Below are 23024 nucleotides of genomic sequence, written 5' to 3'. Positions count from 1 at the left end.
CCCTTTAGAAAAGAGGAACTATTTGTAAACCAGATATCCCTTAACAGCTAAGATCAACTGTCAGGATCGGGTTTTCTCTAGAAGCGTATTCTGTTTGCTAGGGGACTAGCAACCTCTCTATCCCATTTTAATAGGTACTCGTTTCGTTAATTGCCGGAGCAAATACAGCCCTGCAACCAGAAGAACGGTCGTCAACATGATGGCGTATGGTAGTTCAAATTCAGGAGTGGTAAACCTGATAAAGCCGAAAAGTTGTATCGAATGACCTCCTCCAGAGCCTAGGTCCGAGAGACTTACATAAATAATTGCACCTATGATAGCAAGAAACCCACCAAAGCCACCATACCCATAAAATCCGATGCTAATCAGCCAACCGGCAACGTAGAAAGCAAAAGTCGACATGATGTAAACCATCATCGGAATGAGCCAAACCGAACTTACATTCCAGTCCAAACCATGGCCAGTATTCGGAGTATAGGCTGTCAATGTCCCCACAAGCAGGAGGACACCCTGCAACACACTGGCGATGATCAAAATCCCAGCAGCTATTCCAAAAGCAGAAACCGCCGATCCAATATAATATTCTTTCCTAGTAATCCCATTCCCTACGAAATATGCAAGGAAAGAAAAGCAGGAGAGAATTCCAATAACCAACATAAATATTTTTGTTGACTGAAAAATAAAGGCTGGGAAAGCTAAATTTAAACTCTCCACATCCGTAACAAACATCGGCAATACAAGATACACAATAAAGACAACCCCTACAAACCACAGTGCCCAATTCATTTGAATCGCAAAAAGGTCAGTCGCTACTTTTGTCGTAGTCGAATTCCGTTTCAAATTCATGTTTATTCCTCCTCTGTTAAATGGATAAATAATTCCTGAAGGGAAACCGGTCCGATTTCTAACCCCAATCGCTGTCCTTCTAAAACTTTTCCTTCGCTCATTTCCCCGTATACCATTACCGATTTCGTATCTCCAAGTTGCTGTGTTTTCAACTGTTGCATGCCATCAACAAACGTATCGACTGTCTTCGAAGAACCCGTAACAGATGACCCTCTACTAACAAACTCATCATACGGCTCATCCACAAGTAACTTCCCGTCATGAAGTAACAGTACATGATCAAACAAATACTCCATCTCTGACACCAGGTGTGTCGAAAGAATCATCGTCCTCGGATTTCTGGCTTGCTCCTCAATCACTTCCTTGTAAAAAAGCTCACGGGTTGGAGCATCCATCGCTAAATACACTTCATCTAATATCGTTACTGGCGTTCGACTAGCCAGACCAAGAATGGCATTCAATGCCGATTGCTTTCCACTAGAAAGTTTATGAATCGGTTTATCAAGGGGCAGCTTAAAACGATTTAATAGCTCTACTGCATAACTCATATCAAAATAAGGACGATACCGCTCTGCAAACTTAAAATATTTTTCCACTGTTTCATCCTCATCGCTATAATCTGTCTCATATACAAACCCTACATGGGGCATGATATTCCTATTTTCAAAAGGATTTTCCCCTTCGACCGTTAATGAGCCAGAGGTTACTTCTCTATAGGAAGCTAGCAAAGAAAGCAAGCTAGTTTTACCTGCACCATTTCTCCCAAGCAAACCGTAAGTTTTCCCATATTCGAGATTAAAGGAAATATCCTTCAATGCTTCAAACTCATTAAATTTTAGATTCACATTTTTCGCAATAACATTAAAATTCATGATGATCTCTCTCCCTTCAATCGGTTAATAATGTCGGTGATATCGCTCTCCGATAAGCCCAGCTTTTCTGCCTCCTGAATCATCGGAAGGACATATTCATCGGCAAAAACATGCTTTCTATTCTCCAACAGCTTCTCTCTTGCGCCTTCCGCAACGAACATCCCAACACCTCTTTTTTTATAAATAATCTCCTCGTCCACCAGCAAATTAATCCCTTTAGCAATAGTTAAATGATTCACCTTGTAAAATTGCACCATCTGTGTCGTCGAAGGGATTTGATCATGCTCCTTCAACTCCCCTCTTACAATCTGATCCTCGATTCGCTCTTTAATTTGAATAAAAATCGGCTTCTTATCATGAAACGAAATGGCCAACAGCCTTCCTCCCTTCTCTCATTTGTTGCAGCTTAGCCTATATAGTTGTATAGGTTTATAGTTATATATATGAGTATATAACCTTAACTTAATAATTGTCAAGTGTGGAAAGGTTAATTGTTTGCGGATGGGATGAAGTACAGTTTGGGGGGACTGCAGTAGTTGGGTTCCTTATGGGGTCGGGCACGGGAGAAGGTCTTGCGTTACCTTTTGGGTGATGTGACGCTTCGTTCGGGTACGGGAGATCTTCTCGCGTTACCTTTTGGGTGATGTGACGCTTCGTTCGGGCACGGGAGATCTTCTCGCGTTACCTTTTGAGTGAAGTGACGCTTTGTTCGAGCACGGGAGAAGGTCTCGCGTTACCTTTTGGGTGATGTAACGCTTTGTTCGAGCACGGGAGAAGGTCTCGCGTTACCTTTTGAGTGAAGTGACGCTTTGTTCGAGCACGGGAGAAGGTCTCGCGTTACCTTTTGGGTGATGTAACGCTTCGTTCGGGCACGGGAGAAGGTCTCGCGTTACCTTTTGGGTGATGTGACGCTTTGTTCGGGCACGGGAGATCTTCTCGCGTTACCTTTTGGGTGATGTGACGCTTCGTTCGGGCACGGGAGAAGATCTCGCGTTACCTTTTGGGTGATGTAACGCTTCGTTCGGGCACGGGAGAAGGTCTCGCGTTACTTTTTGGTTATGTGACGCTTCGTTCGGGCACGGGAGAAGATCTCGCGTTACCTTTTGAGTGAAGTGACGCTTTGTTCGAGCACGGGAGAAGGTCTCGCGTTACCTTTTGGGTGATGTGAAACTCGGATAGGTCTCGCGAAAAATTCTTACGTGCACTTTATCTGTAACCGTCAAATCATCCACACCTTCTAAAGATAATCTGTTTATGCGAAAAAAAACTGATTACTCTTCCTAACTTAAAACTAGAGAAGAGGAATCGAAACGCCGGACTGATTACTCTTCTCGGCTCAAAGCAATAGAAAGGGAATCGAAAGCTTAAAGTGAGCATTTTGCTCTCTCTTTTATATTGCAATTGCACACTCCCCCTGACTATTCACCATGTTATACTCCTCTGCTTCGTTGATTTATAAAAAGTGATATCCTTTATTGAAAGATCCCCCTAGCTTAACATCATTTAGTTTGTGGACATAAAAAATGAGCTGCAAATCGCAACTCAAATCTATTTGACAAAAAAAAGTTTGATTTGGCTGAAACTTCTTTAATTTTTCTGCAAATAAAATAATCGCCTCTTTTTTTAGGGCGCTTTTTATAAATTTAATTATTGTATTCTGCTTGCTTGTTCAATTTAATAAATTAATTTGATAACATGTATGAATTTGAGCTGGATAGCTTTCAGCAATTGCACCATTATAAGTAATTTCAACTAGCTGTCCCGCTTTAAAATCACCAATAGCTATACTATTATCGTTAGAATGTAGCAAAGTTGTATCTTGAACATAAACCATGATTTTGTCAGCGGAGCTTAGTTCTGCAGATCCCTCTACAGGTTCAACCAACAAATGAGTTTCTTTGTTTTCAAGGACTGTTGCAACAAAGACAACCTCATTATTTTTTTCTTGTCCGACACACGCTACAAAAAAAGTAGTCATGAGTATTATACTCATCATTAATATGCAATGTTTTTTCATTCTAATTACCTCCATAATATTATTCTGTTCCCACCCTCAATTGAGTGAATTTCATAATTACCAAAAATGAGCCACATCATGCAATATATAGTTTGCAAATGGTTTTAAAGCAACTATATATTCATCTTATTGGCGGAAATAATGGATGATGAAATTCATTATATTAGTCATTATTTAAAAATACATTTTAAAGTTAACATCAATTCCCTATTAATTGGGAAGAACAAGTAAAAAAGCGCATCCGCTATTGCAGAAAAACGCTCCGATTTAAGAAGTCTACTAAAAAAACATCAATCAATGTAAATCCTTTCAAAATCAGAAGAAATTAAATTCATGTCTTCTAAATTCCAATCAAAAATTAAAATTGTAGATTGTGCAGATTTATGTGAAAGAAGTCGTTTACCATTTTTAATAACCAAACTTTCCGCTTCCCAAAATGAGACGGTTTTATCTTCACCAGTACGATTACACACGAATATAGGTAATCCAGTATCAATTGACCTTTGCTCCCATTCACCATTCGGTCCGTGCAAACCTGGTCCCCAAGATGACGGAGCAATTAATAATTCAGCCCCTTTGGTCAATAGTGTATTCGCAATATTTTTTGAATAAGAATCAGCACATATCAATACACCAACTTTAATATACCCTAAGTCTATTGGTTCAATAAATTCACCCGACCTAGACCAATTATCTACTTTTGCAATTTTATTTTGTTTTCCTATTAAATTCCCTTCATGATTAATCACAAAAACTGAATTGTACAGTTTATAATCCTGTTTTGATTTATCTGTGCAACCAAGAAATGCAGTTGTTTCTATCGACCCTACAATATTTTGAAAATGAGCCATCCATTTATCGGGTTGTTGTTTAATCCAATCAGTACCAATAATATGAGTAAACTGTAATCCGCTTGTAGCTAATTCTGGAGTTATAACCCAATCAACATTTTTTTCTCCCGCTAGTTTAACTGCCTTTTCTATAAGGTCTTGATTATATTTAATATCCCCAGCAATAGGTAATAAGTGCAATAAAGCAATTCTTATTTTTCTCACCATTACTCCCCCCATTGAGCATCAGAAATTTCCATTACGATAATATTACTTTGTATTGCACCTTTAGTGTAAATTGCATACAGTTTAATTGAAAAATTTAATTGAGTAATCTTATGCCTTTGACTAACGTCATTACTTCTAAAAGAAAAAAACGAAAGCCTTTGTTAAGCGATTACACCCGTCACATCTTATTTATTATTTAATGGAGAAAAAATAAAATCTCCACTACGGTTTATAAACCAAGACTCCTCATCTACAGTTACTAGAGCTAATCCACCATGAAAAGAAAGTGCATTATCAAATATCGGGTCTACTAATAGTTGATTTGTTCGATCAATCAAGCCCCACTTCCCTTCTATTTCCACCCAGGCTAAGCCTTCAGAAAAGGATTGTGCGTGAGAATACTGGGGCTCAATCAAATATTCACCTTCATTGTTGATATATCCCCAAGACTCCCCTTTCTTCACACTTGCCAGCCCATTTGAAAATGACTCTACACGATCATATCGAGGTTCAATGACCATCTCACCGTCCCTATTTATAAAGCCTCTCTTGCCATTTTCTGTTACACAGGCCAAGCCTTCCTGAAAAGGACATCGAAAAATCTCCTCTTGATCAAATTCCATGACGACATTTCCTTCAGTATCTATGTAATATTCTGTTTGTTCGTTGTGAACTAAGGCGAGACCTTTATTGAAATAAGTGCCAGTCTCATACATTGGGGAAATAATCATTTCTCCGTTCGTATTTATGTACGCAACAAAATACTCTGATTCTTGTTGTGGATCTGTTTTAGTTTTTCTATAACCTAAGCGTGCTAAGCCATCTGAGAAATCATCATGCCCAATTAATTGGTAGCCTGATAGATGTTCTAAAATAATGACCATTTCACCTTGAGGGTTAATATAACCATACTCTGCTCCCTTTAATACAGCAGCATAGCCATTTGAAAAGCTATTCGCTCTTTTGAATTGAGGTTCAATGACAAATTCGCCATTCACATCAATAAAACCATGCTCAGCAGGTCCACTTCCCTCAACAATAGCCACTAAACCGAGCCCCTCAGAAAAGTCAGCCGCATAAACAAATTGAGGTTCAATCACAACCTCTCCTTCTTTATTGAAGAAGCCGTATTTACGAGACTCTTTATCTCTAAAGCTAAAAAGTGGAACATCTGCAACCGCCACTTCAGGTACTTCGTCGCTCGCTTCAATCTCTTTTTCTTTATCATTTTCAGGTAATGCCTCGCTAACTTCAGCTTCTTCTCCTGTATCACTTTCTGTTAACTGGACTTTCTCTTCTATTTCATTACATGCCGTCGCGATCAATAAAAAGACAATGATCAGCCATATTTTTTTCATAAGTACCTCCATAAAAATTCACATGTCAACTCTCAAAACTAAATCACTTTGTTCAAAAATTGAAGTTCAGTACTTCATCATCACCGGTAAATTCGTAAGTGAACGGACTGATCAGTATCACGACCACTATGATAAAAAATCCATAAATAATAGCTATTGGTAAAGTCATATTGAATAAATAAAACCCTGCAAACATCAATACAACGACAATTGGAGCAGACCAAGCATTTCTCAATCTCCTTACTATCGAAAAATAAATTCTACATAAATATCTTTGTATTAATATCGTTAAAGGATGAGTTAACCCTACACCGAGTCAATTGCTTGAGTTCTAATTCTAAAATAATAAGCCCATGCTCGCAGAATACTTATTAAAAACGTAAACATGACGAGAGGGTAAACAATGGTGTTGAACCGTTCAATTCCTGATATAGAAAAATAGCCTTGTTCCAAAGCATTTGGAAGCATAAATGAAAAGAAATTAAAACCGAATATAAGTATAATAGGTGCGAACATTAACGTATAAATTTTGGCCACTCGCATCGCTGCCCTTTGTTTACTCTCAAGATCGCTATTGATCTCAGGTTTTTCTGTTTCTTCTGAGTAAGCTTGTCGCCAGACCGAAAATTTTTGCCATGTGTTACCCGAGACGTACACACACTCCCATCCTGCTTCCTTGTGAAAAGCGTGAGCGCTACTATCTTCTCTCCCTTCAAAAAGGACGTTGTAAGCATATGACTTTGTATCGGATTTCTCAAACTGGAACTTAAATCCCCCTTTATAAACGTGGGTAAGATGCCAGCCAGACTGTTCTTGCTCTTCTAGCCACTTCTCAAGTTTGTCCGGGGCATACATCCAGCCGAATTTAAACTTGTTTCGTCGTTCTTCTGATAGATCTGTTCGTTTAGCTTCAGGATTCACAAAGATTTGAGGTTGAGTGCTCTCCTCTGATAAACGCTTCGATTCTTTTTTGAGCGTGATGACAGAATAGATCCCTATCAGTGTCACAAAGATCTGTCCGACAAACATAATATACGTAAAGATCCACATTGGACTCTCGATACGGGTTACAGTAACCGGCTCACTACTTAAATAAAGAGGCAGTAACAACCCAGCTTGCAAAGCAATAGAGAAAATGATGCAGATGAAATAAATCCACCAAAACATTGCGATTTTGCTGTTTCTTGTTTCTAAATTATCTCGAACAATGGACGTTTTTACATCTTCCTTTTGATTAGCGTTACCATAAACCGCCCATTTCCCTTGTTTATTCAACACTTCCCAACCATCTTCCTCAAGTGCTTTCGGTAGAGGATGCTGCTGACTATGATCAAAGGATATGGAAAAAGTTTGATGAGATGACGCTTTTTCTTTAAATGTAAAACGGCTGAATTTAGGTTGAAAACGTGAAAGAGTGTATCCCTTTTTGGCCATCTCTTCGACCCAATGCTCCGTGCTCTGAATGTGAAAGCTCCAAAACGGTTTCCAAATACTTTTTTCACTCATTTCTTATCCCCCCGGTGTGCAATAACATTCGTATACAAGTCTTCAATTCGGGTCATTTCCCGTTGTATAACCACTTTCCCTAGCTCAGTAATTTCATAAGTTTTTTTCCGTTCTTCGTTGGCATAAACGACGATTAGATGATCTTTCAGCATTTTCGTAATCGTCCCGTAGACTGTACCTGAACCAAGCTTTAATCGGCCTGATGTAATAGCTTCTACGTATTTAACGATACCATAACCGTGTTGCGGTTGTTTAAACAGACTTAATAAAATATAAAAAGCTGTTTCGGACATGGGCACGTATTTTTTGATTACTTTATCAGTATGTGCAGTCATACCCTTCCTCCCCTGTATGTTAAGACGTAATATACCATTTCACGAGTGTATCACTGTGTGACATATATCATATCACGAGTATATCACGACGTGACATATTTAACAACAAAAAATCCCTGATGTCTACTGCGTAAAAAAATTTACGCTGCGTAGATCAGGAAATTTAATTAAGTGAAGCAGTTTTATATTTTTTTAATCGGCGAAAATGGAGCAATGAGTTGTTGCATTTTCAGTTAAAAATACAACTTGAAGTCAGTTATAAAAGTATAAATCTGTCAACAACTCATAACTAAAGTTACGAGTGAGTTTTACAATATCATTCTTGAAGTCCGTATTTTAACAGTTCCGAAATTGTTACAAATGTATACCCTTCCTCTTTTAACGAAGTAATAATACCTTCTACTGAATTGAGTGATTCTCTTCTACTTTCATACATGACATGCAATAAAATGATTGAACCAGGTTTAATATTTTCTACAACATGGTCTACAATATCATTTGCATCCGCAGCAATTTCGGGGTAAGAATCGGGCTCAATATTCATATAAATCGTTTTCCTATTTTGCTTGGATAGATAATACGGTAACAAAACTAACCTTTTTCCGTAAGGTGGACGGAAAGTGATTTCTCCCTCATAACCAATTTGTCGTATTAACTCATCAGTTTTATCTATTTCATTTTTAATAAAAGATGGAGATTTTAAGACCATTCTTTGATGGGAATAGGAGTGATTTCCAATTTCGTGTCCTTCTTGCACTATTTTACTCGCATCATCAAAATATTTTTCAATTTCGTATCCTGTTAAGTAGAAAGTACCTTTCACATCATGTTTTCTTAATATATCTAATATTTCATGTGTATTTATCCCAGGTCCATCATCAAAGGTTAAGGCTACTACTTTTTCGTTTGTTTCTACACTATTAACTAAACCACCAAAGAATTGAAACGTTCTTGATTGAGATAATTCATTTAAGAAATAAGTTACAGCAATCAATAATATGATGACAATGCTACTACCTTTTATTATTTTTTTCATATGTCCCCCATAATTAAACTTTATTCTATCTGAGTGAATTTCATAATCACCAAAATTAAGCCATATCATTAATATCGAATGTTTATTAACGCTTACCCTTTTCGATCTTTCTCTTGAATAAAGTACCTAAAATAAACAAGATCACTCCGCTCATGATCACGATAAAGACTGAAATTTCTAGCTTAGGTCCGAATGAAGGAATGAAAAGGTAAATGATTACAAATAACCCTACCGAGAAAGCACCGTAAAACCAAAAGACAAAAAATTCGGCGATTTTATTTATCTTTTTGAAGCATGACCAACGTAAGTAAAAGATGATTGAATAAAGTAGGAAAAATGCTACAGGTATTGAGATTGCGGTTTTCAACAAAGCTGAGCCTAGATAAAACTCTTTCATAAGTCCAGCCTCTGTAAAATAATAATGACTTACGAGAGCTATTATTCCAGAAAGTATCATACTTACTGCTAAAAAAAATAAAATTCCCATACCAATAAGTGACGTTCGTTCCTTTGTCACCATTTTAGGAAGTTCTCCAATGATCTCGTCCGCGTACTTTTTCGGATTTTTTCCAAACACTTCTTCCGCATTCTTTCCTTCTTCTTGTGCATCTAATAAATGGTCTAACAATTCCGATAAAGTCTCTTCTGTCTCTAAATCCGATATTCTATATGACAGTCTTATATATACGAGCATTTTTTCATAGTATTTTCGATTCTCTTCGGTTAACAGTTTTCGTTTTTGATTATTTAATTCAACCAACTCATGAATGTTCAATTTTCATCCCCCTTATTTAATAGTTGATCAACGGATACTTTCATTTCTAACCAGTGTATTTGAAACTCATTTAGTGCACGAGCACCACTATCTGTTAAAGAATAATATTTACGATTCGGACCACTTTGAGATTTTTTCACCTCTCCTTTTATTAGCTTTTCTTTTTGCAGGCGCAATAAGATCGGATAAATAGAACCTTCACTAACTTCAATACCATAATTGTGTAATAACACCGATAATTCGTAGCCATACACGCTTTTTCGTTCAATAATCGCAAGAATGCAGCCCTCAAGAATACCTTTTAATAATTGACTTCGTATGGACATTCCTCCACCTACCTTGCATTACAATATAGTTAAAAGAAAGCTCAAGAATCAAGCTACCTTGTAATACCATATAGTTTAACATTAAAGAACACTATCTTGCAATGCAAAATAGTGTTTAACCCTGATCAAGTTTTGAAGAGAGGCAGCTTGGGCTGCTAATGCCAAACCTTCAAAGTTAATTGGTATGAAAATATTACCTTCAAGATGAAGATGAAAAAGAGTCAATTCTAAAACAATAACAAGTGAAGCATGGTAAATTTACCACTACTATGGTTTTTCTATAGATTTTTTAGTGGAAAATAACCAACCAAAGATACCACCTACACCAATACCAAAAATCAACGATGAAGCTATATTGCCAAATACCATAAAGCCAACTACTGTCATCATGAATATATACAAAAAGACCCCGTACCAGCTTACTTTACTCATTCATATTCCTCCTCAAAAATCTGATATGTGGCTCTGTGTTTTCAAAATCTAGGGTAGTTCTATCTAGTTAATATTATCGAATAATAATATTCAGCATCTCGAAATGCTGTATTGAGGTAAATAAAGTTTACGATCGCATAGATAAGACCGATCCCAGCGAAAATGACAATAATTGCTCCACTACCCTTATTTAATTCTTTGTTCCTCTTATAGAAAAATATAGTGATCGTGACTACTAATAAAATATACGATATCGATACAATGATTTGAAATATCTTTGTATTAATTTCGTTAACTGCTTTTCTAAAATGCTGCAACACTTCGTTGTTATTATTCTCATTCTCTGTAATTATAGTTATTTCGTTGTGATACCCAACTTCCCATTTAAATTCGTTTTGTTCTTTAATAACAGTGTAGTGATAGCCCCTAGCTTTGCCTTCATCTATTACAAGAGATGACGCAGAAACAATCGGAATTAATACTATGAAAAAAATAATAAACAAACAAAACAGGCCAAATATCTTTTTTCTCAAGACTATAACATCCCCTTTCATCCTATTTAACTCCTGATCAATTTAAAATTGAGAAATGTTCATTAATTGTTCGGTAAGTTTGTCATTAAGTTGTTGCTGAAACTTTCCTATACAATTTATAAACCAAAATTAACATTATATAATACTAACACTAATCTGCTATTAATTGGGATGAAAATGTAAAAAAGCGTCTCCGCTGTTGAGGCAGAAACGCCGCTTTTATTTTTTAAGCTCAGTAGAAGAAATTTGATTATTATGAATAAAGTTTTGGCAATTCTTTTCCACTCTTTTCTTTAAAATAAAGATTTCGCCAATACTCCATTTCTTTTTTTGATTCTAATGTTCTTTCTAAAACTTCACTCATTACATGGCTTTCGATATCCCACTTAGTCTTTTCGGATAAATGAATTTTTTCATTGGTCTGAATATGATAATAAACTAAATTTAATCGATCTTTCATTATCACCCCACCCTTTCTGGACATCATTATTTCCAAAAAAGAGACCAAATAAAAGCATCAGTGCCTTCTATTAGGAAGAACATGTAAGAGTGGTCTTAATTAATATAAAGAGTATCTTGTTTATATCCTCTTGCCTAGCTAATCTTTTGCATTATTATCTCCTTGCTTTATTTTTGTCAGTAACAACAAAATCGTATTACCTAAATGACTTTCCGGCCATGTGAGACCTTATTTCATAGATTTGTTGAGATTTTATGATTTCGCGGACACCACAGGCCTTATTTCCTCTAAAATAGCAGTTTTTGCTTCGTTTTTTGTCAAATAACGTACCGCATGTCCGATAATTCTTAAAATTATGTTTATTCACTAAAATAACGGCTCTGGTGTCCGGTTAGCTCAGCAATGATGAATTTCCAACTAACTCTTGGTTTCTGAATAGGCCGGTGGGGCGCAAATCTCCCTAAAGAGTTTGCTTTTTGTTTTGTTTTCTTAAACGCTTCCTTACCGTAAGTGTTCATTAATCTGACCTGCTCCGATCCTGAATCAAAAGCGTCACTGCTGCTTTGCAGTAGCGAAATAACACTCTCAAAATCTATATATTTAAATACATGATCGATTGCAATTCTGAGAAACCAAGCTTTAAATATATTTCTTTTGCAAAATTAGAAGCATAAACGTTGAGACGAACCTCATTATAACCTTTGTTCTTTATCTCTTTTATACATTCTTTAATTAGTATTTTAGATAAACCTTTCCCGCGGTGCTCAGGAAGAACATGTAAATCAAAAATGAACCCAACCTTTTTATCAGAAATATAGTCATGATTTTCACCTAATAAAGCCCATCCAGTTAATGATCCTTCTTCATTCCTAAGTACGACATAATTTGCCCCAGAACTTAAAACTGGAGAAATAATTGCTTCAGCCTTCTCTTGACTAATAGCAATCTCGTTTTTCATTCCTTCATTTAATGAATCTGCCGCTTTCGATAAAATAAACTCTTTTTCCTTCTCTGTCACCATTTGTAGCATTTCTCTTCCCCCTCAATTCTTGTTATAATGTTCAACTTTATTAAAATCAATTGATTGCACCAGTGTGACGTTCGTTACTAACGAAACCATTTACTTTATCGCTCATCAGGATCACAAATCATTAAACGCTTTGAGTCATTCTTTGTTTTCTTAAACTATTTCCAATTTCTTGAACTCTGTTTTAATTGTTCCCCCTTATATTTAGTACGTTTTTCGGAACAGAAAGTTACGATTATTTTGAAATTAAGAAAGGGGATTTTATCCTTTACTTAAATTAAGTCATATTAATTTATATATAGTTTAATGAATTTCATAATTCATGATTCTCGCCACTAAGATCAATATATAGTTGCGTCAAAACCATTCGCAAACTATATATTGCATGATGTGGCTCATTTTTGGTAATTATGAAATTCACTCAGTTGAGCGGGGTTTTACGCAAATAAAAGTTAAGTGCCTGGCACTTAACTTTACAAAAAGATCGTCTCTATGAACAATTGCTGTTTTACTTCTACCACGAGGCCAAAGAGGCTGACAGTTCCTTCGTTTGTATCCAACTATTTTTCATAATATAATAAAGAAAACCATGTAAGGGAGAGTGTATCATGACCAAACATAAGATCTATACAATGAGTTTCGCAAGTGTCTATCCCCATTATGTTACGAAGGCGGAGAAAAAAGGGCGTACAAAAACAGAAGTCGATGAAATCATCTGTTGGTTAACAGGGTATAGCCAAGAAGAGTTAGAATCGCAACTGGAAAAACAGACAGACTTTGAGACTTTCTTTGCGGAAGCTCCAAAACTGAATCCTTCGAGGGCGTTGATCAAAGGTGTAGTTTGCGGTGTCCGAGTGGAAGACATCGAAGAACCAACTATGCGAGAAATTCGCTATTTGGACAAGTTGATCGATGAGTTAGCAAAGGGAAAAGTGATGGAAAAGATTTTACGAAAATAAGAACAAGTGATTACGCCCTCAATTATCTTATCTGCAATTCAAATTTTACCAGCAGAGCGAGGGCTGTCCAAGCCTCGTTCCAGTCTCATCACACCGTTTTTCAAGTAGTTTAATAGATTACGTAGCCAACTAGTTTCGAACCCTATCTTCAAGATTTTATAAATAGAATTAGCGATAACACACACTCAGTTATCACAACTGCTTGTATTCATCGTTATATCTTCAACTTTACCTGCTTTCATACAGCTATTAATTCATTAATGCATTTCGTAAAAGTTAAGTGCCAGGTACTCAACTTTTTGTACTTGTCTAGGATATTATAAAGACAACCCATTTGTGGATAACATTTTAACACGAAAGCTGTCTAGCTCCAAGACACTTCACTGAATTTGCTACGGTGCAAGTTTTGCGACGAGTAATCGCAGGAGCAGCGCCTAGCTTCTCGAGCGTTTCGGTCCATCAAGATTTGCCTATTCACGAGGGAGAATCTCGAAGAGGAGGCAAAACGTTGCTGGCCCTCCAACGCTTTTCGAAGCTGACCAAGGCGCTTGCGCTTTTCTTGCCGGCACCATGGTGTCAAACTAATTTATGGCCGCAATTAGAGCAAAAATTCCCTTCTCCTGTTTTTGTCCCGCAATTCGGACAGAAATTCGGTCTGTTTGCTGGTGGTGATTGTTGACTTTGAGGGGCTTGAGTCTGATTTTGATTTCCATGCCCTTGATTTGTTTGAACATTATTCTGATTACCTTGCCCCTGATTCGTTAGCTCTTGATTTTGGTTCTGATTTTGGTTCTGAGCTTGGTTTTGGTTCATATTTTTCATCATTTCATTAGCGATATTCATTCCCATCATCATTCCAGCCATATCAGAAGCTGCTCCACCACCTTGAACTTTTCCTGAAGCCATGCCGTCAACCATTTCGGTTTGCTGATATTTTCCAAGATCACCGACCATCGAATGAGAAGCCGTTTTCGTAATCATTTTTTGGATCTTTTCTGGATAATTAAAGCTCATCACCGTAAACTTTGTAATCGTCAGCCCGTCATTAATGATGCTCTGATCCAAATCTTCTCTAATTCCATTGGCAATATCAAAGGCATTTGCTTGAAGATTAAACATATCCTTTCCTTCAAGTGAAATCCATTTCATTAAAAGTTGATCTAATACTGAAGTAATCCTTAACTTGATATCTTCTACATAGTAGCTATTTTTAATGCCGGCAATTTTATCGATTAACGCAATGTAATCATTAACCTTCACATGAAAAGTTCCATTTGCTCTGATCGGAAGGCCACCTGGAAGTTGAGCATTCGGGATATTTATTGCATTTTTCGTTCCCCATTTAACGATAAACTCCTTTGTATTTACGAATAAAACTTCCGCTCTCATGCCACTATTAAAACCAAATTTAAAGCCCTTTAGCGTCGATAAAAATGGAACGATCTGCGATTCAATATCGTAACTACCTTCTTCCTTAAAGATCCCTTCAATTCTTCCCGAGTGTAAAAAAATGGCATCCTGCCCCGCACGAATAATGAGCTTACTTCCTCTTTTTATTTCTTTATTACTCCACTTCCAAAAAATCATATCATCTCTAAATTCTTCCCATTCTACTACATTTGCAAATTGATTTCTAAAAAACATCAGTTTTCTCCTCTCGTAAGTTAAATATTTTTCGGCTAAACCATTCCAATGACCACCACTCACTATTTAAAACCGTCCTTTACTCCCACTATGTGAACGGCCACCTCCTGTAAAACCGCCACCGCCAAAGCCGCCACCACTTCTATTGTTATTATTTTTTGGCTTCCTTACTTTTGACACCGTTTTTCTAATGAACGAATCACGCCTTGCTGTGACAGCAGAACGTCCTTCATCTAAATACGTACGAGAATTCGTCGTTTTTTTAGGGCTTGATCGGTAAGCCATAATCCCAACAACTAAAGCCCCCATAAATATAGAAGATAGAAATTGAAAGATAGGATTTAAAAAGATATTTTCTTCATTCGGGTTGTAGTTATTGGGTGGACCTGCCTGATTATTGGGCGGACTAACATTTGGCTGCGAAGGAGCTTCTGGTTCAATCCCCAGATAATGTTTTGTTAAGTCCATATAATTTTTAAAAGCGCCGTAAAAATCGCCCTCGGATAGATAAGGTGTAATCTCTTCACGAATCAAATCCGCTCTATAGTTATTAATATATTCCTCACCTTTATAAAAACCAGCTACATACACTTCTCGCTCGTTCATATCAATCGTTAAAATTACTGTATTTCCATGTGGTTTGTCGAAGCCTAAACCTTTTTCATCGTAAAAATCTCCCATAAATTGTTCGATCGATTTCCCATCAGTATGATTAGCTGTTAATATGACAATATCAACTTCGGTTTCTTGACCATATGACGAAGCTAAGCTTTCTAACTGTTCTACTTCTTCATTAGTTAAAAGTTCTGCAAAATCATAGATTAGTTGATTACTAGCTGCTAACGAAGTTCCGGAAAATATAAAAAACATTAAAATAAGTGCGAAACAGGAAGTTATTTTTATAGTAGTTTTAAAAACATTCACTATATCCCACCTCCCATAAACCAGGCAATCGTTTTAAGGGTCACAAATGTAATACTACTAACTCCAGCAAACCAAGCCGCTACTCTTTTTTTACTGATTGGGGGCTTTCCGACAATTTTTCCTGTCTGGCCATTCATGGCAAAAATATGTTCTTTTTTATCAAAGTCATAACTAACCATCCACACAGGAATAAGTGTATATTCAGCGTTCGTCTGCTCCGTATTTATGTCTTTACGCTTATATGAGGTAGTTGCATAACCTCTAATTGTACTATCGATATATGAATTTACATACTTCTCTACTCTAGACTTCACTCTTGGAAATAATTGTTTGTCATCATAATTATATTTTTCAGCTAAATAACCGACTAAGTATGGGGTATTAAAATCTTTTAAATTTCCATAATCATAGGGCTCTAGCTTATCCATGATTTTATCATCGAGTTTTTCAGAGGCATCCACTGGTACTTTTGCATATCGCAAATCTACTTGACGGTGAACATCGAAGTAACTCGTTTCTGTATAGATGTAGTCACCTTGAGTATACGTTCTTTTTTTCGTACAAACGGCATCGGCATCTCCTTTACTACGTAAGTCATAAAGCCAAAATGGGACGTACATTCCTGTAATACTTTTTATACGATCAGCATTGGCAAAATCCTTCGGTAACAAATAACCTTTTCCGCACCACTTTTTAAAAGCCTCTTTCGCCTGATCTTTACTAATTGAAAAAGGAATCACTTTGGATGGGGCAAGACTACCAGACACTCGATCTGCGATAACAACCCCCGCACCACAAAAGCAGCAATTCGTTGAAACTGTGTCAGCTTCCGTTAACACTACGGCTCCACAGTTATTACATTGATATTCGATTGCCTCGCCTTCCTCAAACTCATGAGTTAAAAACTCTTTTGGATACGAATCGATATTATCTTCTCGCCCACAGCTGTCACATGCGAGATGCCCTGAATAACTATCAAATCTCATATCTGATCCACAGTCTGGACACTTATAATGAATAATCATCTTTTCAAAACTCCTTTTACTAACCGTGATATTTCCTAAAAGAAGCCGTAGCCAACAGACTACAGCTCAACTAAAACTACTTACTTATCTTTTAAGCTTTTTTTCAAAGCTTCTAATTCATCGTCAATGCTCGGGTCTGTCGATGAACCTTCGGAATATTTAGCCATTAAATCACCGATTTCATCTTTAGGAGTATTAAGCTCAGCCATTGCATTCGCAGTATCTAGCGCTTTGTTCACCTTCTCCTCCATCCGGTCAAATGTTGACCTAGAAGAACCATCCATAGGTGAGCTCATGTTATTCATTCTTTCTTGCGCTTTCGCAGCGGACAACTTTCCTTTAAGCATAACTTTACGTGACTCTAAATCTTTAATGTCTTCTTGAAGCTTACTATGCATTTCACGCATTTTTTGGGAATTAGAGACTGCTAGTTCATAAGAACTTTTAAGATCTGCTTCTTTTAAAGAAAGTTGCGATCTTCTTTCTAAAAATTTACGTGCATCCGATTCATTATTTTGTTCTAAAGCCTTAATCGCAAAACGTTGCAGCTTCTCCATCTCTTCTATACATTCATCTAATACTCTTTTTGCCCGCTGCTCTTCAGCCATGATTGCAGCAGTTTCCGCTTTTACTTTGCCATAGTCACTTCGTAGGTCTCTCAAACATTGGTCCAACATTTTTTCAGGATTTTCGGCCTTGTCTAATAACGCATTGAAATTGCTTGCCATAACATCTCTAAACCGTCTAATAATACTCATGTGATCCACCCTTTTCCCCATTTATTTAATAAAGCGCACCTTTCCTAATAGAAAATGTAATTCACTTCGTTGTCTTTATATACTTTTGCAAAAAATAACATGTTAATAAGGAATTATGCTCTTAATTATACGTAATCACTTACAAAGAAGTTTCAAATCAGCGTAGTTTTTTTTAAAATCACCCGATATGTAAAAAGAGCCTGTATCTCATTCGGTTTCATTATGTATATTATATAAAAATTTGCATGTTTTTGGTAACAAAATCCCTATCCATTGCGATTTTAATTCTTTTAGCAGCGGCAATGATCAACCATGTCGGATCATTTTTTACGATATAAATACATTGTCACTGGAGCAAATATTGCCGTGATAACAACTGAAATGATGATAACCGATGCGACTTCTTCAAACGTCGCCACCCCGTGCATCAATCCTCTTGTTGCTGTAACAAGAAGGGAAATTGGATTAACATCAACAAATGCTTCGAGCCATGTTGGTAGTGTTCTTGGATCCACGAAAACGTTACTTACAAATGTTAAAGGAAACAAGACCAACATACTAACTCCCATCAATGATTTTTCTGAACGGAGAATTAAACCTAGCGTCGTCCATATCCAAGAAAGACTGAATGAAAAAACTAGCAATAGTCCAACTCCCAACAATACTCCAACGATACCACCGTCAGCTCTGAAGCCCATAATAATTCCAAGAGTAATCATGATTACTGAGGCCAATGTGTATCTTACTGTATCAACAAGTAACATCCCAACAAGAACAGAAGGGCCCCAAATTGGTAAGGTTCGAAAACGGTCAAATACCCCCTTTGTGATGTCATTATTAAGCTCAATTCCTGTATACATTGTAATTGTAACGACTGTCATCGCTAGAATACCTGGAAGAAGGAATTGTAAATATTCACTCGTTGATCCAGCGATCGCTCCACCAAATAAATAAGTAAACATGAGTAAAAACATGATTGGAAAAGCAGTGACATCCAACATTTGTTCAGGAACATATTTTATTTTTAACAATGCTCGCCAACCAAATGTAAGCGAGGTTGAAACCCCGTTTGGTTTCTTAGGACGTTTTCGGTCAGATAAAGCATTACGAATCTCTTCATTCCCTTCAAATTCATGCTTCGTCCCTGATTGGTTCATTGCTCTTCCCCCTTTCTGTTGTTCTCTCGTTCTCTTCAGTATTCTCTTCAACTGGTCTTCCTGTTAAGGTTAAAAACACTTCATCAAGACTTGGCTGTCCGAGTGAAAAATCGGTGACGGTTATATTCGAGCGAACTAATTCTCCAAGTGCATCTGTCACAAGTTCCGTATCTGTCACTTGGGCGACAAGTGCTACAGGATCAGAGGCCAGTTGTACGTTCACCCCAAGCTTCTCTGTTAATATTTCACAAGCTTTAGATCTTTGTTCTGAATCCAACAGTCGAACAAGGAGTTTCCCTGTTCCAACGGATGCTTTTAACTCACCACTCGTCCCTTCAGCAATAATTTTCCCTTGGTCAATAACAGCAATTCGGTCCGCTAGTTGATCCGCTTCTTCAAGATACTGTGTTGTTAATAAAACGGTTGTACCTGTACTCACTAGCACCCTAATGATGTCCCACACTTGATTTCTGCTACGGGGATCTAGACCAGTAGTCGGTTCATCAAGAAAAAGTAATTCAGGAGAAACAACGATGCTTGCGGCAATATCAATCCGTCGCTTCATACCTCCAGAGTAATTCTTAACTTGAAGCTTTGCTGCATCTTTTAAACCAAAAGCAGTTAATAATTCCATCGCACGCTCTTTTGCCTCTCGCCTTGAGTAACCTAGCAGTCTTCCTATCAAAATTAGATTTTCCACCCCTGAAAGATCCCCATCTACAGAAGCGAATTGACCTGTTAAACTCACTTTTTTACGTACCACATTTGCCTCTTCAATGAGATTATGACCGAGAATGTATGCACTCCCTGCATCAGGACGTAATAAAGTCGCCAACATTTGAACAGTCGTTGTCTTCCCTGCTCCATTTGGCCCTAAAAATCCATAAACCGTCCCTTTAGGTACCGCTAAGTCAACACCGTCAACCGCTCGATTTTCACCAAAAACTTTAACGAGACCTTTTGCTTCAATGGCCAAATCACCATTGCTATACTTATGCTCCATACTTAAATATCCCCCTATTTTTCATTTCAATTTCTATACTTCTAACTTTATGAATCTAGTGTTCTGTTCATCAATCAGTTTCATTAAATATTTCACAAATAAATCATACTATACCAACTTAATCTACATAAAGAAATTCATTTGCTAAATATAACAACGGCATCGCTTTATTCATTAAAATTAATATCCCAATTCCAATCTGACCAATGTTCGCCTAAGACATTGTTTGTAATGAACTGTTTGTGATTGTATCCTAAGTAAAGAGATAGATTATGTTGACTTTTCATAATAGCCAAACCAGAAATCCCTGATAAATAATAAGTATCTCCATCAATTTTTTGTCTTACTGCAAATTCAAATGGTACAACACCTGAGCTTGTTTTTTTCCTCGTTATATATTGCTCATAAACCTCACCTTTTGATGAAGTGTAGTGAAGTTTCGCATACTCAAATAAAGAATACCAATTATTAAAAATAATTTTAAATTCGTCTCTTGATTGCCAAAACATAGGCTTTTGAATATCCACTGTATATTCAAATTTAGTGTAAAAAGTTTTACTTCCGCCTTCATTGAAATGAATTGTTTCGACTAGTCTTACAACAATTGAAACAACACCTTCTTTTATTTCAATGAGTTGGTAAACATCACTCGATATTAAATCTTCAGGTTGTACTATTTTATTATCATGAAGCTCTAACAAGCTAACAAAATCACGAAAAGTTAATGTTTCCAAATTAGCATCTTTAAGAGCATTTATTTCCCTTTTAGAAAAACCAATTTTTTCAAGTTCATTTAGTTTTTTGTTTTTTAAAGTTGAAATATCACTTTTTCCATTTACTAAGGTACAATCCGTTTTTCCCTTCGTTAAAACCTTCTTTAATACTCATAAATCATCTTTCGCGTCATACCTCCGTCAATTATTATGTTCTCGCCTGTTATAAAGTCATTTAAAGGATCAGTTAAAAATAAGCATGCACGCGCAATATCAGATGGCCTGCCTACTCGTTTGGATGGATGCTGTTGATGGTCGATCTTCCGTAATGATTCATAATCCTCTGTTTCAATCCAGCCAGGGCTGATAGCATTTGCAGTAATGTGATATTTGCTTAAAGAGAGAGCGAGCGCATGCGTTAAGGCAATGACACCACCTTTTGAAGCTGCGTATGCCTCTGAGTTCATCTCTGACATAAACGCTCGCGTTGAAGCAATGTTAACAATAGAACCACCATGATCCTGCTTTTTCATTACGCGCGCGACTTCTCTTGCACAAAGGAAGTAGCCTCGAAGATTAATATTTATGACATCATCCCAGTCTTCAAGGGTGAGCTCAAACATATTTTTAAAGCGGGATACACCTGCATTATTGATCAACACATCTATTTTTCCAAAGGCAGCAAACGTTTCGTCGATAAGAGTTTGAATATGCTCCGGTTTCCTGACATCAGTCTTTATAAAGGTTGCTTTCCCAATCTTTGAAAGTTGTCCTTCTAGCTCTCGTCCATTCTGATCATCGATATCTGCCAATATTACCTGCGCACCCTTCTCTACATAGGCCTTGCCTATTTCACAACCAATACCATTGCTCGCTCCTGTTACAATCACTACCTGTTCGTTATCCACAAAATTCTCTCCAATCGTTTTCGTTATTGAAAATCCGTATACAACTCTATTACTAACTCGACTCCCCTAACATTTTTAGAGCTATTTTTTAAATCATAAATTCCTTTTGGAAAATCCTCTTCTATTATTTCACTATACTCTGTACCTTCATGTACATCTTGATTAAAGATAATATTCCCCTCTGGATCTAAAAAAGTAAACTCGATTAATAAGAAAAACATAGGGAGATTTTCCTATGTTTTCATTCATATTATTTATCTGTTTGTTTTTGCTTCTTTTTCAAATACTCCGCACGTATTTTTTCAAGGTGCTGCTTTTTATCAAATTTGGCAGGAGTCTGTTTTTCATGAAACTTTGTCACAGCTACCTGACCTTTGGCATCCAATTGATATTTCCCCACTTTGTTCACCTACTTTTTCCATATGTTAGTCTCCATTAATAACAAAAATACCTGATTCTTTCCCTTGAAGAGCATTATATAATTCTTTTTTGGCGTGATCACTAAATGGGTTCATTTAAATATCACCTCAGTTAAATTATATCAAATAAAAGTCAGGGCATTCCATATATGGTTTTAATTTTTTTTTAACTATCGCACTCGTTAGCACAATAAGATATAGTAATTTATTTAATTCTCTAACTGCCCTCTTAGTCTAACAAAAATAGAATAAATGGCTATTATTAGTAATAGAAACGTTGGTAGTATTAAGGGCTGTGTTAAATTTCCAATAGGTGCGGTTAGGAAAAATGATAAAACGTAACCTAATCCAAATATGGCAAGAAACAAGCTTAGGTGCAAAATTAAAAAATAACTTAACGCACTTCTTTTTTTTCGATAATAAAAGAGTGTTATAGCTGTGAGAATAAATAAACCTATAAATAAGAATTCAACAACGGATGTCCATGTTCCTAACCCTTGAATACGTTGAATATCTTCTTGAGTAAGGTAATTGGTACTTAACCAATGGTCAGGTTTATTTAAGCGATAATTATCCAATAAAACATACCCTAGATAAAACACCAACATCAGTCCAACATATAAAGAAGTTATAGTCCCTTTATTTTCCACCAGAATATCTTTGTATTTTTTATTTTGTTTCATTAATTTCCTCCCTAAAATTACCGACAAAAAATCTGTGCATTTTTCAATTAACGCTTTCGTTAGTTTAAGTGTACGTTTTCACATTCTTAGTGATTATCCGAATTGGAAATTTAAAAAGTTCCCAATAAGACCAAGTAACTGCGTTAAAATAAGAGTCAAAAATAAGCCAGTAAACATGTATTTTACATACTGATTTCTATTTACTCCTTCTCTTAATTCCCAAAGACCTAATGTAATAAAATATAAGCCA

Annotated in this window: 28 protein-coding genes; 1 reads left to right on the top strand and 27 read right to left on the bottom strand. The window is 36.5% G+C overall.

The window, feature by feature from the left end; genetic code table 11:
• Window positions 1-117 precede the first annotated feature (117 nt).
• From BKP35_RS04775 to BKP35_RS04705, 16 genes are all read right to left on the bottom strand, one after another.
• Complete coding sequence (locus BKP35_RS04775) at window positions 118-846, bottom strand: hypothetical protein (RefSeq protein WP_071312272.1); 729 nt, start codon at window positions 844-846, stop codon at window positions 118-120.
• A gap of 2 nt (window positions 847-848) precedes the next feature.
• Window positions 849-1718, bottom strand: a complete 870-nt coding sequence (locus BKP35_RS04770) for an ATP-binding cassette domain-containing protein (RefSeq protein ID WP_071312271.1) — start codon at window positions 1716-1718, stop codon at window positions 849-851.
• Window positions 1715-2092 (bottom strand): GntR family transcriptional regulator, encoded by a 378-nt coding sequence (locus BKP35_RS04765; protein WP_071312270.1) that lies wholly within the window; start codon window positions 2090-2092, stop codon window positions 1715-1717. Before BKP35_RS04765 ends, BKP35_RS04770 begins: the two co-directional genes overlap by 4 nt.
• A 1295-nt stretch (window positions 2093-3387) precedes the next feature.
• A complete protein-coding gene (locus tag BKP35_RS04760; RefSeq protein WP_084031456.1) occupies window positions 3388-3735 on the bottom strand; it encodes a DUF3221 domain-containing protein in 348 nt (115 codons plus the stop codon).
• A 290-nt stretch (window positions 3736-4025) separates the two neighbouring features.
• Window positions 4026-4793 carry a carbon-nitrogen hydrolase family protein gene (locus tag BKP35_RS04755; RefSeq protein ID WP_245741859.1) on the bottom strand — a complete coding sequence of 256 codons (768 nt, stop codon included), beginning with the start codon at window positions 4791-4793 and terminating at the stop codon, window positions 4026-4028.
• Window positions 4794-4978: 185 nt separating this feature from the next.
• Window positions 4979-6151, bottom strand: coding sequence for a WG repeat-containing protein (locus BKP35_RS04750; protein ID WP_071312268.1), 1173 nt, complete (start codon window positions 6149-6151; stop codon window positions 4979-4981).
• A gap of 52 nt (window positions 6152-6203) precedes the next feature.
• Window positions 6204-6386 carry a hypothetical protein gene (locus tag BKP35_RS04745; protein ID WP_071312267.1) on the bottom strand — a complete coding sequence of 61 codons (183 nt, stop codon included), beginning with the start codon at window positions 6384-6386 and terminating at the stop codon, window positions 6204-6206.
• Between the two features lie 71 nt (window positions 6387-6457).
• A complete protein-coding gene (locus BKP35_RS04740; protein ID WP_071312266.1) occupies window positions 6458-7657 on the bottom strand; it encodes a DUF2812 domain-containing protein in 1200 nt (399 codons plus the stop codon).
• The gene (locus tag BKP35_RS04735; RefSeq protein ID WP_071312265.1) at window positions 7654-7992 is read right to left on the bottom strand and encodes a PadR family transcriptional regulator; all 339 of its coding nucleotides are present in this window, start codon (window positions 7990-7992) and stop codon (window positions 7654-7656) included. The genes BKP35_RS04740 and BKP35_RS04735 overlap by 4 nt, the downstream gene beginning before the upstream one ends.
• Before the next feature lie 316 nt (window positions 7993-8308).
• Window positions 8309-9028, bottom strand: coding sequence for a polysaccharide deacetylase family protein (locus BKP35_RS04730; protein ID WP_071312264.1), 720 nt, complete (start codon window positions 9026-9028; stop codon window positions 8309-8311).
• An 85-nt stretch (window positions 9029-9113) separates the two neighbouring features.
• Window positions 9114-9803, bottom strand: coding sequence for a DUF1129 family protein (locus BKP35_RS04725; RefSeq protein ID WP_071312263.1), 690 nt, complete (start codon window positions 9801-9803; stop codon window positions 9114-9116).
• A complete protein-coding gene (locus BKP35_RS04720) occupies window positions 9800-10129 on the bottom strand; it encodes a PadR family transcriptional regulator (RefSeq protein WP_071312262.1) in 330 nt (109 codons plus the stop codon). The genes BKP35_RS04725 and BKP35_RS04720 overlap by 4 nt, the downstream gene beginning before the upstream one ends.
• A gap of 267 nt (window positions 10130-10396) precedes the next feature.
• Window positions 10397-10561: a hypothetical protein gene (locus BKP35_RS19375; protein WP_169819135.1), complete on the bottom strand. Its 165-nt coding sequence runs from the start codon at window positions 10559-10561 to the stop codon at window positions 10397-10399.
• Window positions 10562-10620: 59 nt separating this feature from the next.
• On the bottom strand, window positions 10621-11094 hold the full coding sequence (locus BKP35_RS04715; protein WP_139192807.1) for a geobacillin-26 family protein: 474 nt from the start codon (window positions 11092-11094) through the stop codon (window positions 10621-10623).
• Between the two features lie 253 nt (window positions 11095-11347).
• On the bottom strand, window positions 11348-11554 hold the full coding sequence (locus BKP35_RS04710; RefSeq protein WP_071312260.1) for a hypothetical protein: 207 nt from the start codon (window positions 11552-11554) through the stop codon (window positions 11348-11350).
• A gap of 592 nt (window positions 11555-12146) precedes the next feature.
• Window positions 12147-12584, bottom strand: coding sequence for a GNAT family N-acetyltransferase (locus BKP35_RS04705; protein ID WP_071312259.1), 438 nt, complete (start codon window positions 12582-12584; stop codon window positions 12147-12149).
• A gap of 605 nt (window positions 12585-13189) precedes the next feature.
• Between BKP35_RS04705 and BKP35_RS04700 the strand changes: the two genes are divergently transcribed.
• The gene (locus BKP35_RS04700; RefSeq protein WP_071312258.1) at window positions 13190-13540 is read left to right on the top strand and encodes a DUF2200 domain-containing protein; all 351 of its coding nucleotides are present in this window, start codon (window positions 13190-13192) and stop codon (window positions 13538-13540) included.
• 576 nt (window positions 13541-14116) lie between these two features.
• Here BKP35_RS04700 and BKP35_RS04695 read toward each other — a convergent pair.
• The 11 genes from BKP35_RS04695 to BKP35_RS04650 form a co-directional block, all read right to left on the bottom strand.
• Window positions 14117-15187: an SPFH domain-containing protein gene (locus BKP35_RS04695; RefSeq protein WP_071312399.1), complete on the bottom strand. Its 1071-nt coding sequence runs from the start codon at window positions 15185-15187 to the stop codon at window positions 14117-14119.
• Window positions 15188-15250: 63 nt separating this feature from the next.
• The gene (locus tag BKP35_RS04690; RefSeq protein ID WP_245741858.1) at window positions 15251-16108 is read right to left on the bottom strand and encodes a TPM domain-containing protein; all 858 of its coding nucleotides are present in this window, start codon (window positions 16106-16108) and stop codon (window positions 15251-15253) included.
• Entirely contained in the window at window positions 16108-17133 is a 1026-nt protein-coding gene (locus tag BKP35_RS04685; protein ID WP_071312257.1) for a TFIIB-type zinc ribbon-containing protein, read from the bottom strand. Before BKP35_RS04685 ends, BKP35_RS04690 begins: the two co-directional genes overlap by 1 nt.
• A gap of 80 nt (window positions 17134-17213) precedes the next feature.
• Window positions 17214-17891 (bottom strand): PspA/IM30 family protein, encoded by a 678-nt coding sequence (locus tag BKP35_RS04680; protein WP_071312256.1) that lies wholly within the window; start codon window positions 17889-17891, stop codon window positions 17214-17216.
• A 320-nt stretch (window positions 17892-18211) separates the two neighbouring features.
• Complete coding sequence (locus BKP35_RS04675; protein ID WP_071312255.1) at window positions 18212-19048, bottom strand: ABC transporter permease; 837 nt, start codon at window positions 19046-19048, stop codon at window positions 18212-18214.
• Window positions 19023-20051, bottom strand: coding sequence for an ATP-binding cassette domain-containing protein (locus BKP35_RS04670; RefSeq protein WP_071312254.1), 1029 nt, complete (start codon window positions 20049-20051; stop codon window positions 19023-19025). Before BKP35_RS04670 ends, BKP35_RS04675 begins: the two co-directional genes overlap by 26 nt.
• Before the next feature lie 167 nt (window positions 20052-20218).
• Window positions 20219-20785 carry a hypothetical protein gene (locus BKP35_RS04665; protein ID WP_071312253.1) on the bottom strand — a complete coding sequence of 189 codons (567 nt, stop codon included), beginning with the start codon at window positions 20783-20785 and terminating at the stop codon, window positions 20219-20221.
• Between the two features lie 143 nt (window positions 20786-20928).
• Window positions 20929-21672 (bottom strand): SDR family NAD(P)-dependent oxidoreductase, encoded by a 744-nt coding sequence (locus BKP35_RS04660; protein ID WP_071312252.1) that lies wholly within the window; start codon window positions 21670-21672, stop codon window positions 20929-20931.
• Between the two features lie 23 nt (window positions 21673-21695).
• On the bottom strand, window positions 21696-21893 hold the full coding sequence (locus BKP35_RS04655; protein WP_071312251.1) for a hypothetical protein: 198 nt from the start codon (window positions 21891-21893) through the stop codon (window positions 21696-21698).
• Window positions 21894-21922: 29 nt separating this feature from the next.
• Complete coding sequence (locus BKP35_RS19370; protein WP_169819134.1) at window positions 21923-22072, bottom strand: hypothetical protein; 150 nt, start codon at window positions 22070-22072, stop codon at window positions 21923-21925.
• Window positions 22073-22300: 228 nt separating this feature from the next.
• A complete protein-coding gene (locus BKP35_RS04650; RefSeq protein ID WP_071312250.1) occupies window positions 22301-22774 on the bottom strand; it encodes a hypothetical protein in 474 nt (157 codons plus the stop codon).
• Window positions 22775-23024 lie beyond the last annotated feature (250 nt).

The sequence above is a fragment of the Anaerobacillus arseniciselenatis genome (assembly GCF_001865995.1).
Taxonomy (GTDB): Bacteria; Bacillota; Bacilli; order Bacillales; family Anaerobacillaceae; genus Anaerobacillus; species Anaerobacillus arseniciselenatis.
Note: the sequence above shows the minus strand (reverse complement) of the source record. Positions and strands in the feature narration are given on the sequence as shown.

What these genes read in the sequence shown, in the direction of transcription:
- BKP35_RS04775 (WP_071312272.1), bottom strand. Translation starts at nt 846, where the DNA reads ATGAATTTGAAACGGAATTCGACTACGACAAAAGTAGCGACTGACCTT.
- BKP35_RS04770 (WP_071312271.1), bottom strand. Translation starts at nt 1,718, where the DNA reads ATGAATTTTAATGTTATTGCGAAAAATGTGAATCTAAAATTTAATGAG.
- BKP35_RS04760 (WP_084031456.1), bottom strand. Translation starts at nt 3,735, where the DNA reads ATGAAAAAACATTGCATATTAATGATGAGTATAATACTCATGACTACT.
- BKP35_RS04755 (WP_245741859.1), bottom strand. Translation starts at nt 4,793, where the DNA reads ATGGTGAGAAAAATAAGAATTGCTTTATTGCACTTATTACCTATTGCT.
- BKP35_RS04750 (WP_071312268.1), bottom strand. Translation starts at nt 6,151, where the DNA reads ATGAAAAAAATATGGCTGATCATTGTCTTTTTATTGATCGCGACGGCA.
- BKP35_RS04740 (WP_071312266.1), bottom strand. Translation starts at nt 7,657, where the DNA reads ATGAGTGAAAAAAGTATTTGGAAACCGTTTTGGAGCTTTCACATTCAG.
- BKP35_RS04735 (WP_071312265.1), bottom strand. Translation starts at nt 7,992, where the DNA reads ATGACTGCACATACTGATAAAGTAATCAAAAAATACGTGCCCATGTCC.
- BKP35_RS04730 (WP_071312264.1), bottom strand. Translation starts at nt 9,028, where the DNA reads ATGAAAAAAATAATAAAAGGTAGTAGCATTGTCATCATATTATTGATT.
- BKP35_RS04720 (WP_071312262.1), bottom strand. Translation starts at nt 10,129, where the DNA reads ATGTCCATACGAAGTCAATTATTAAAAGGTATTCTTGAGGGCTGCATT.
- BKP35_RS19375 (WP_169819135.1), bottom strand. Translation starts at nt 10,561, where the DNA reads ATGAGTAAAGTAAGCTGGTACGGGGTCTTTTTGTATATATTCATGATG.
- BKP35_RS04710 (WP_071312260.1), bottom strand. Translation starts at nt 11,554, where the DNA reads ATGAAAGATCGATTAAATTTAGTTTATTATCATATTCAGACCAATGAA.
- BKP35_RS04705 (WP_071312259.1), bottom strand. Translation starts at nt 12,584, where the DNA reads ATGCTACAAATGGTGACAGAGAAGGAAAAAGAGTTTATTTTATCGAAA.
- BKP35_RS04700 (WP_071312258.1), top strand. Translation starts at nt 13,190, where the DNA reads ATGACCAAACATAAGATCTATACAATGAGTTTCGCAAGTGTCTATCCC.
- BKP35_RS04685 (WP_071312257.1), bottom strand. Translation starts at nt 17,133, where the DNA reads ATGATTATTCATTATAAGTGTCCAGACTGTGGATCAGATATGAGATTT.
- BKP35_RS04680 (WP_071312256.1), bottom strand. Translation starts at nt 17,891, where the DNA reads ATGAGTATTATTAGACGGTTTAGAGATGTTATGGCAAGCAATTTCAAT.
- BKP35_RS04675 (WP_071312255.1), bottom strand. Translation starts at nt 19,048, where the DNA reads ATGAACCAATCAGGGACGAAGCATGAATTTGAAGGGAATGAAGAGATT.
- BKP35_RS04670 (WP_071312254.1), bottom strand. Translation starts at nt 20,051, where the DNA reads ATGGAGCATAAGTATAGCAATGGTGATTTGGCCATTGAAGCAAAAGGT.
- BKP35_RS04655 (WP_071312251.1), bottom strand. Translation starts at nt 21,893, where the DNA reads ATGTTTTTCTTATTAATCGAGTTTACTTTTTTAGATCCAGAGGGGAAT.
- BKP35_RS04650 (WP_071312250.1), bottom strand. Translation starts at nt 22,774, where the DNA reads ATGAAACAAAATAAAAAATACAAAGATATTCTGGTGGAAAATAAAGGG.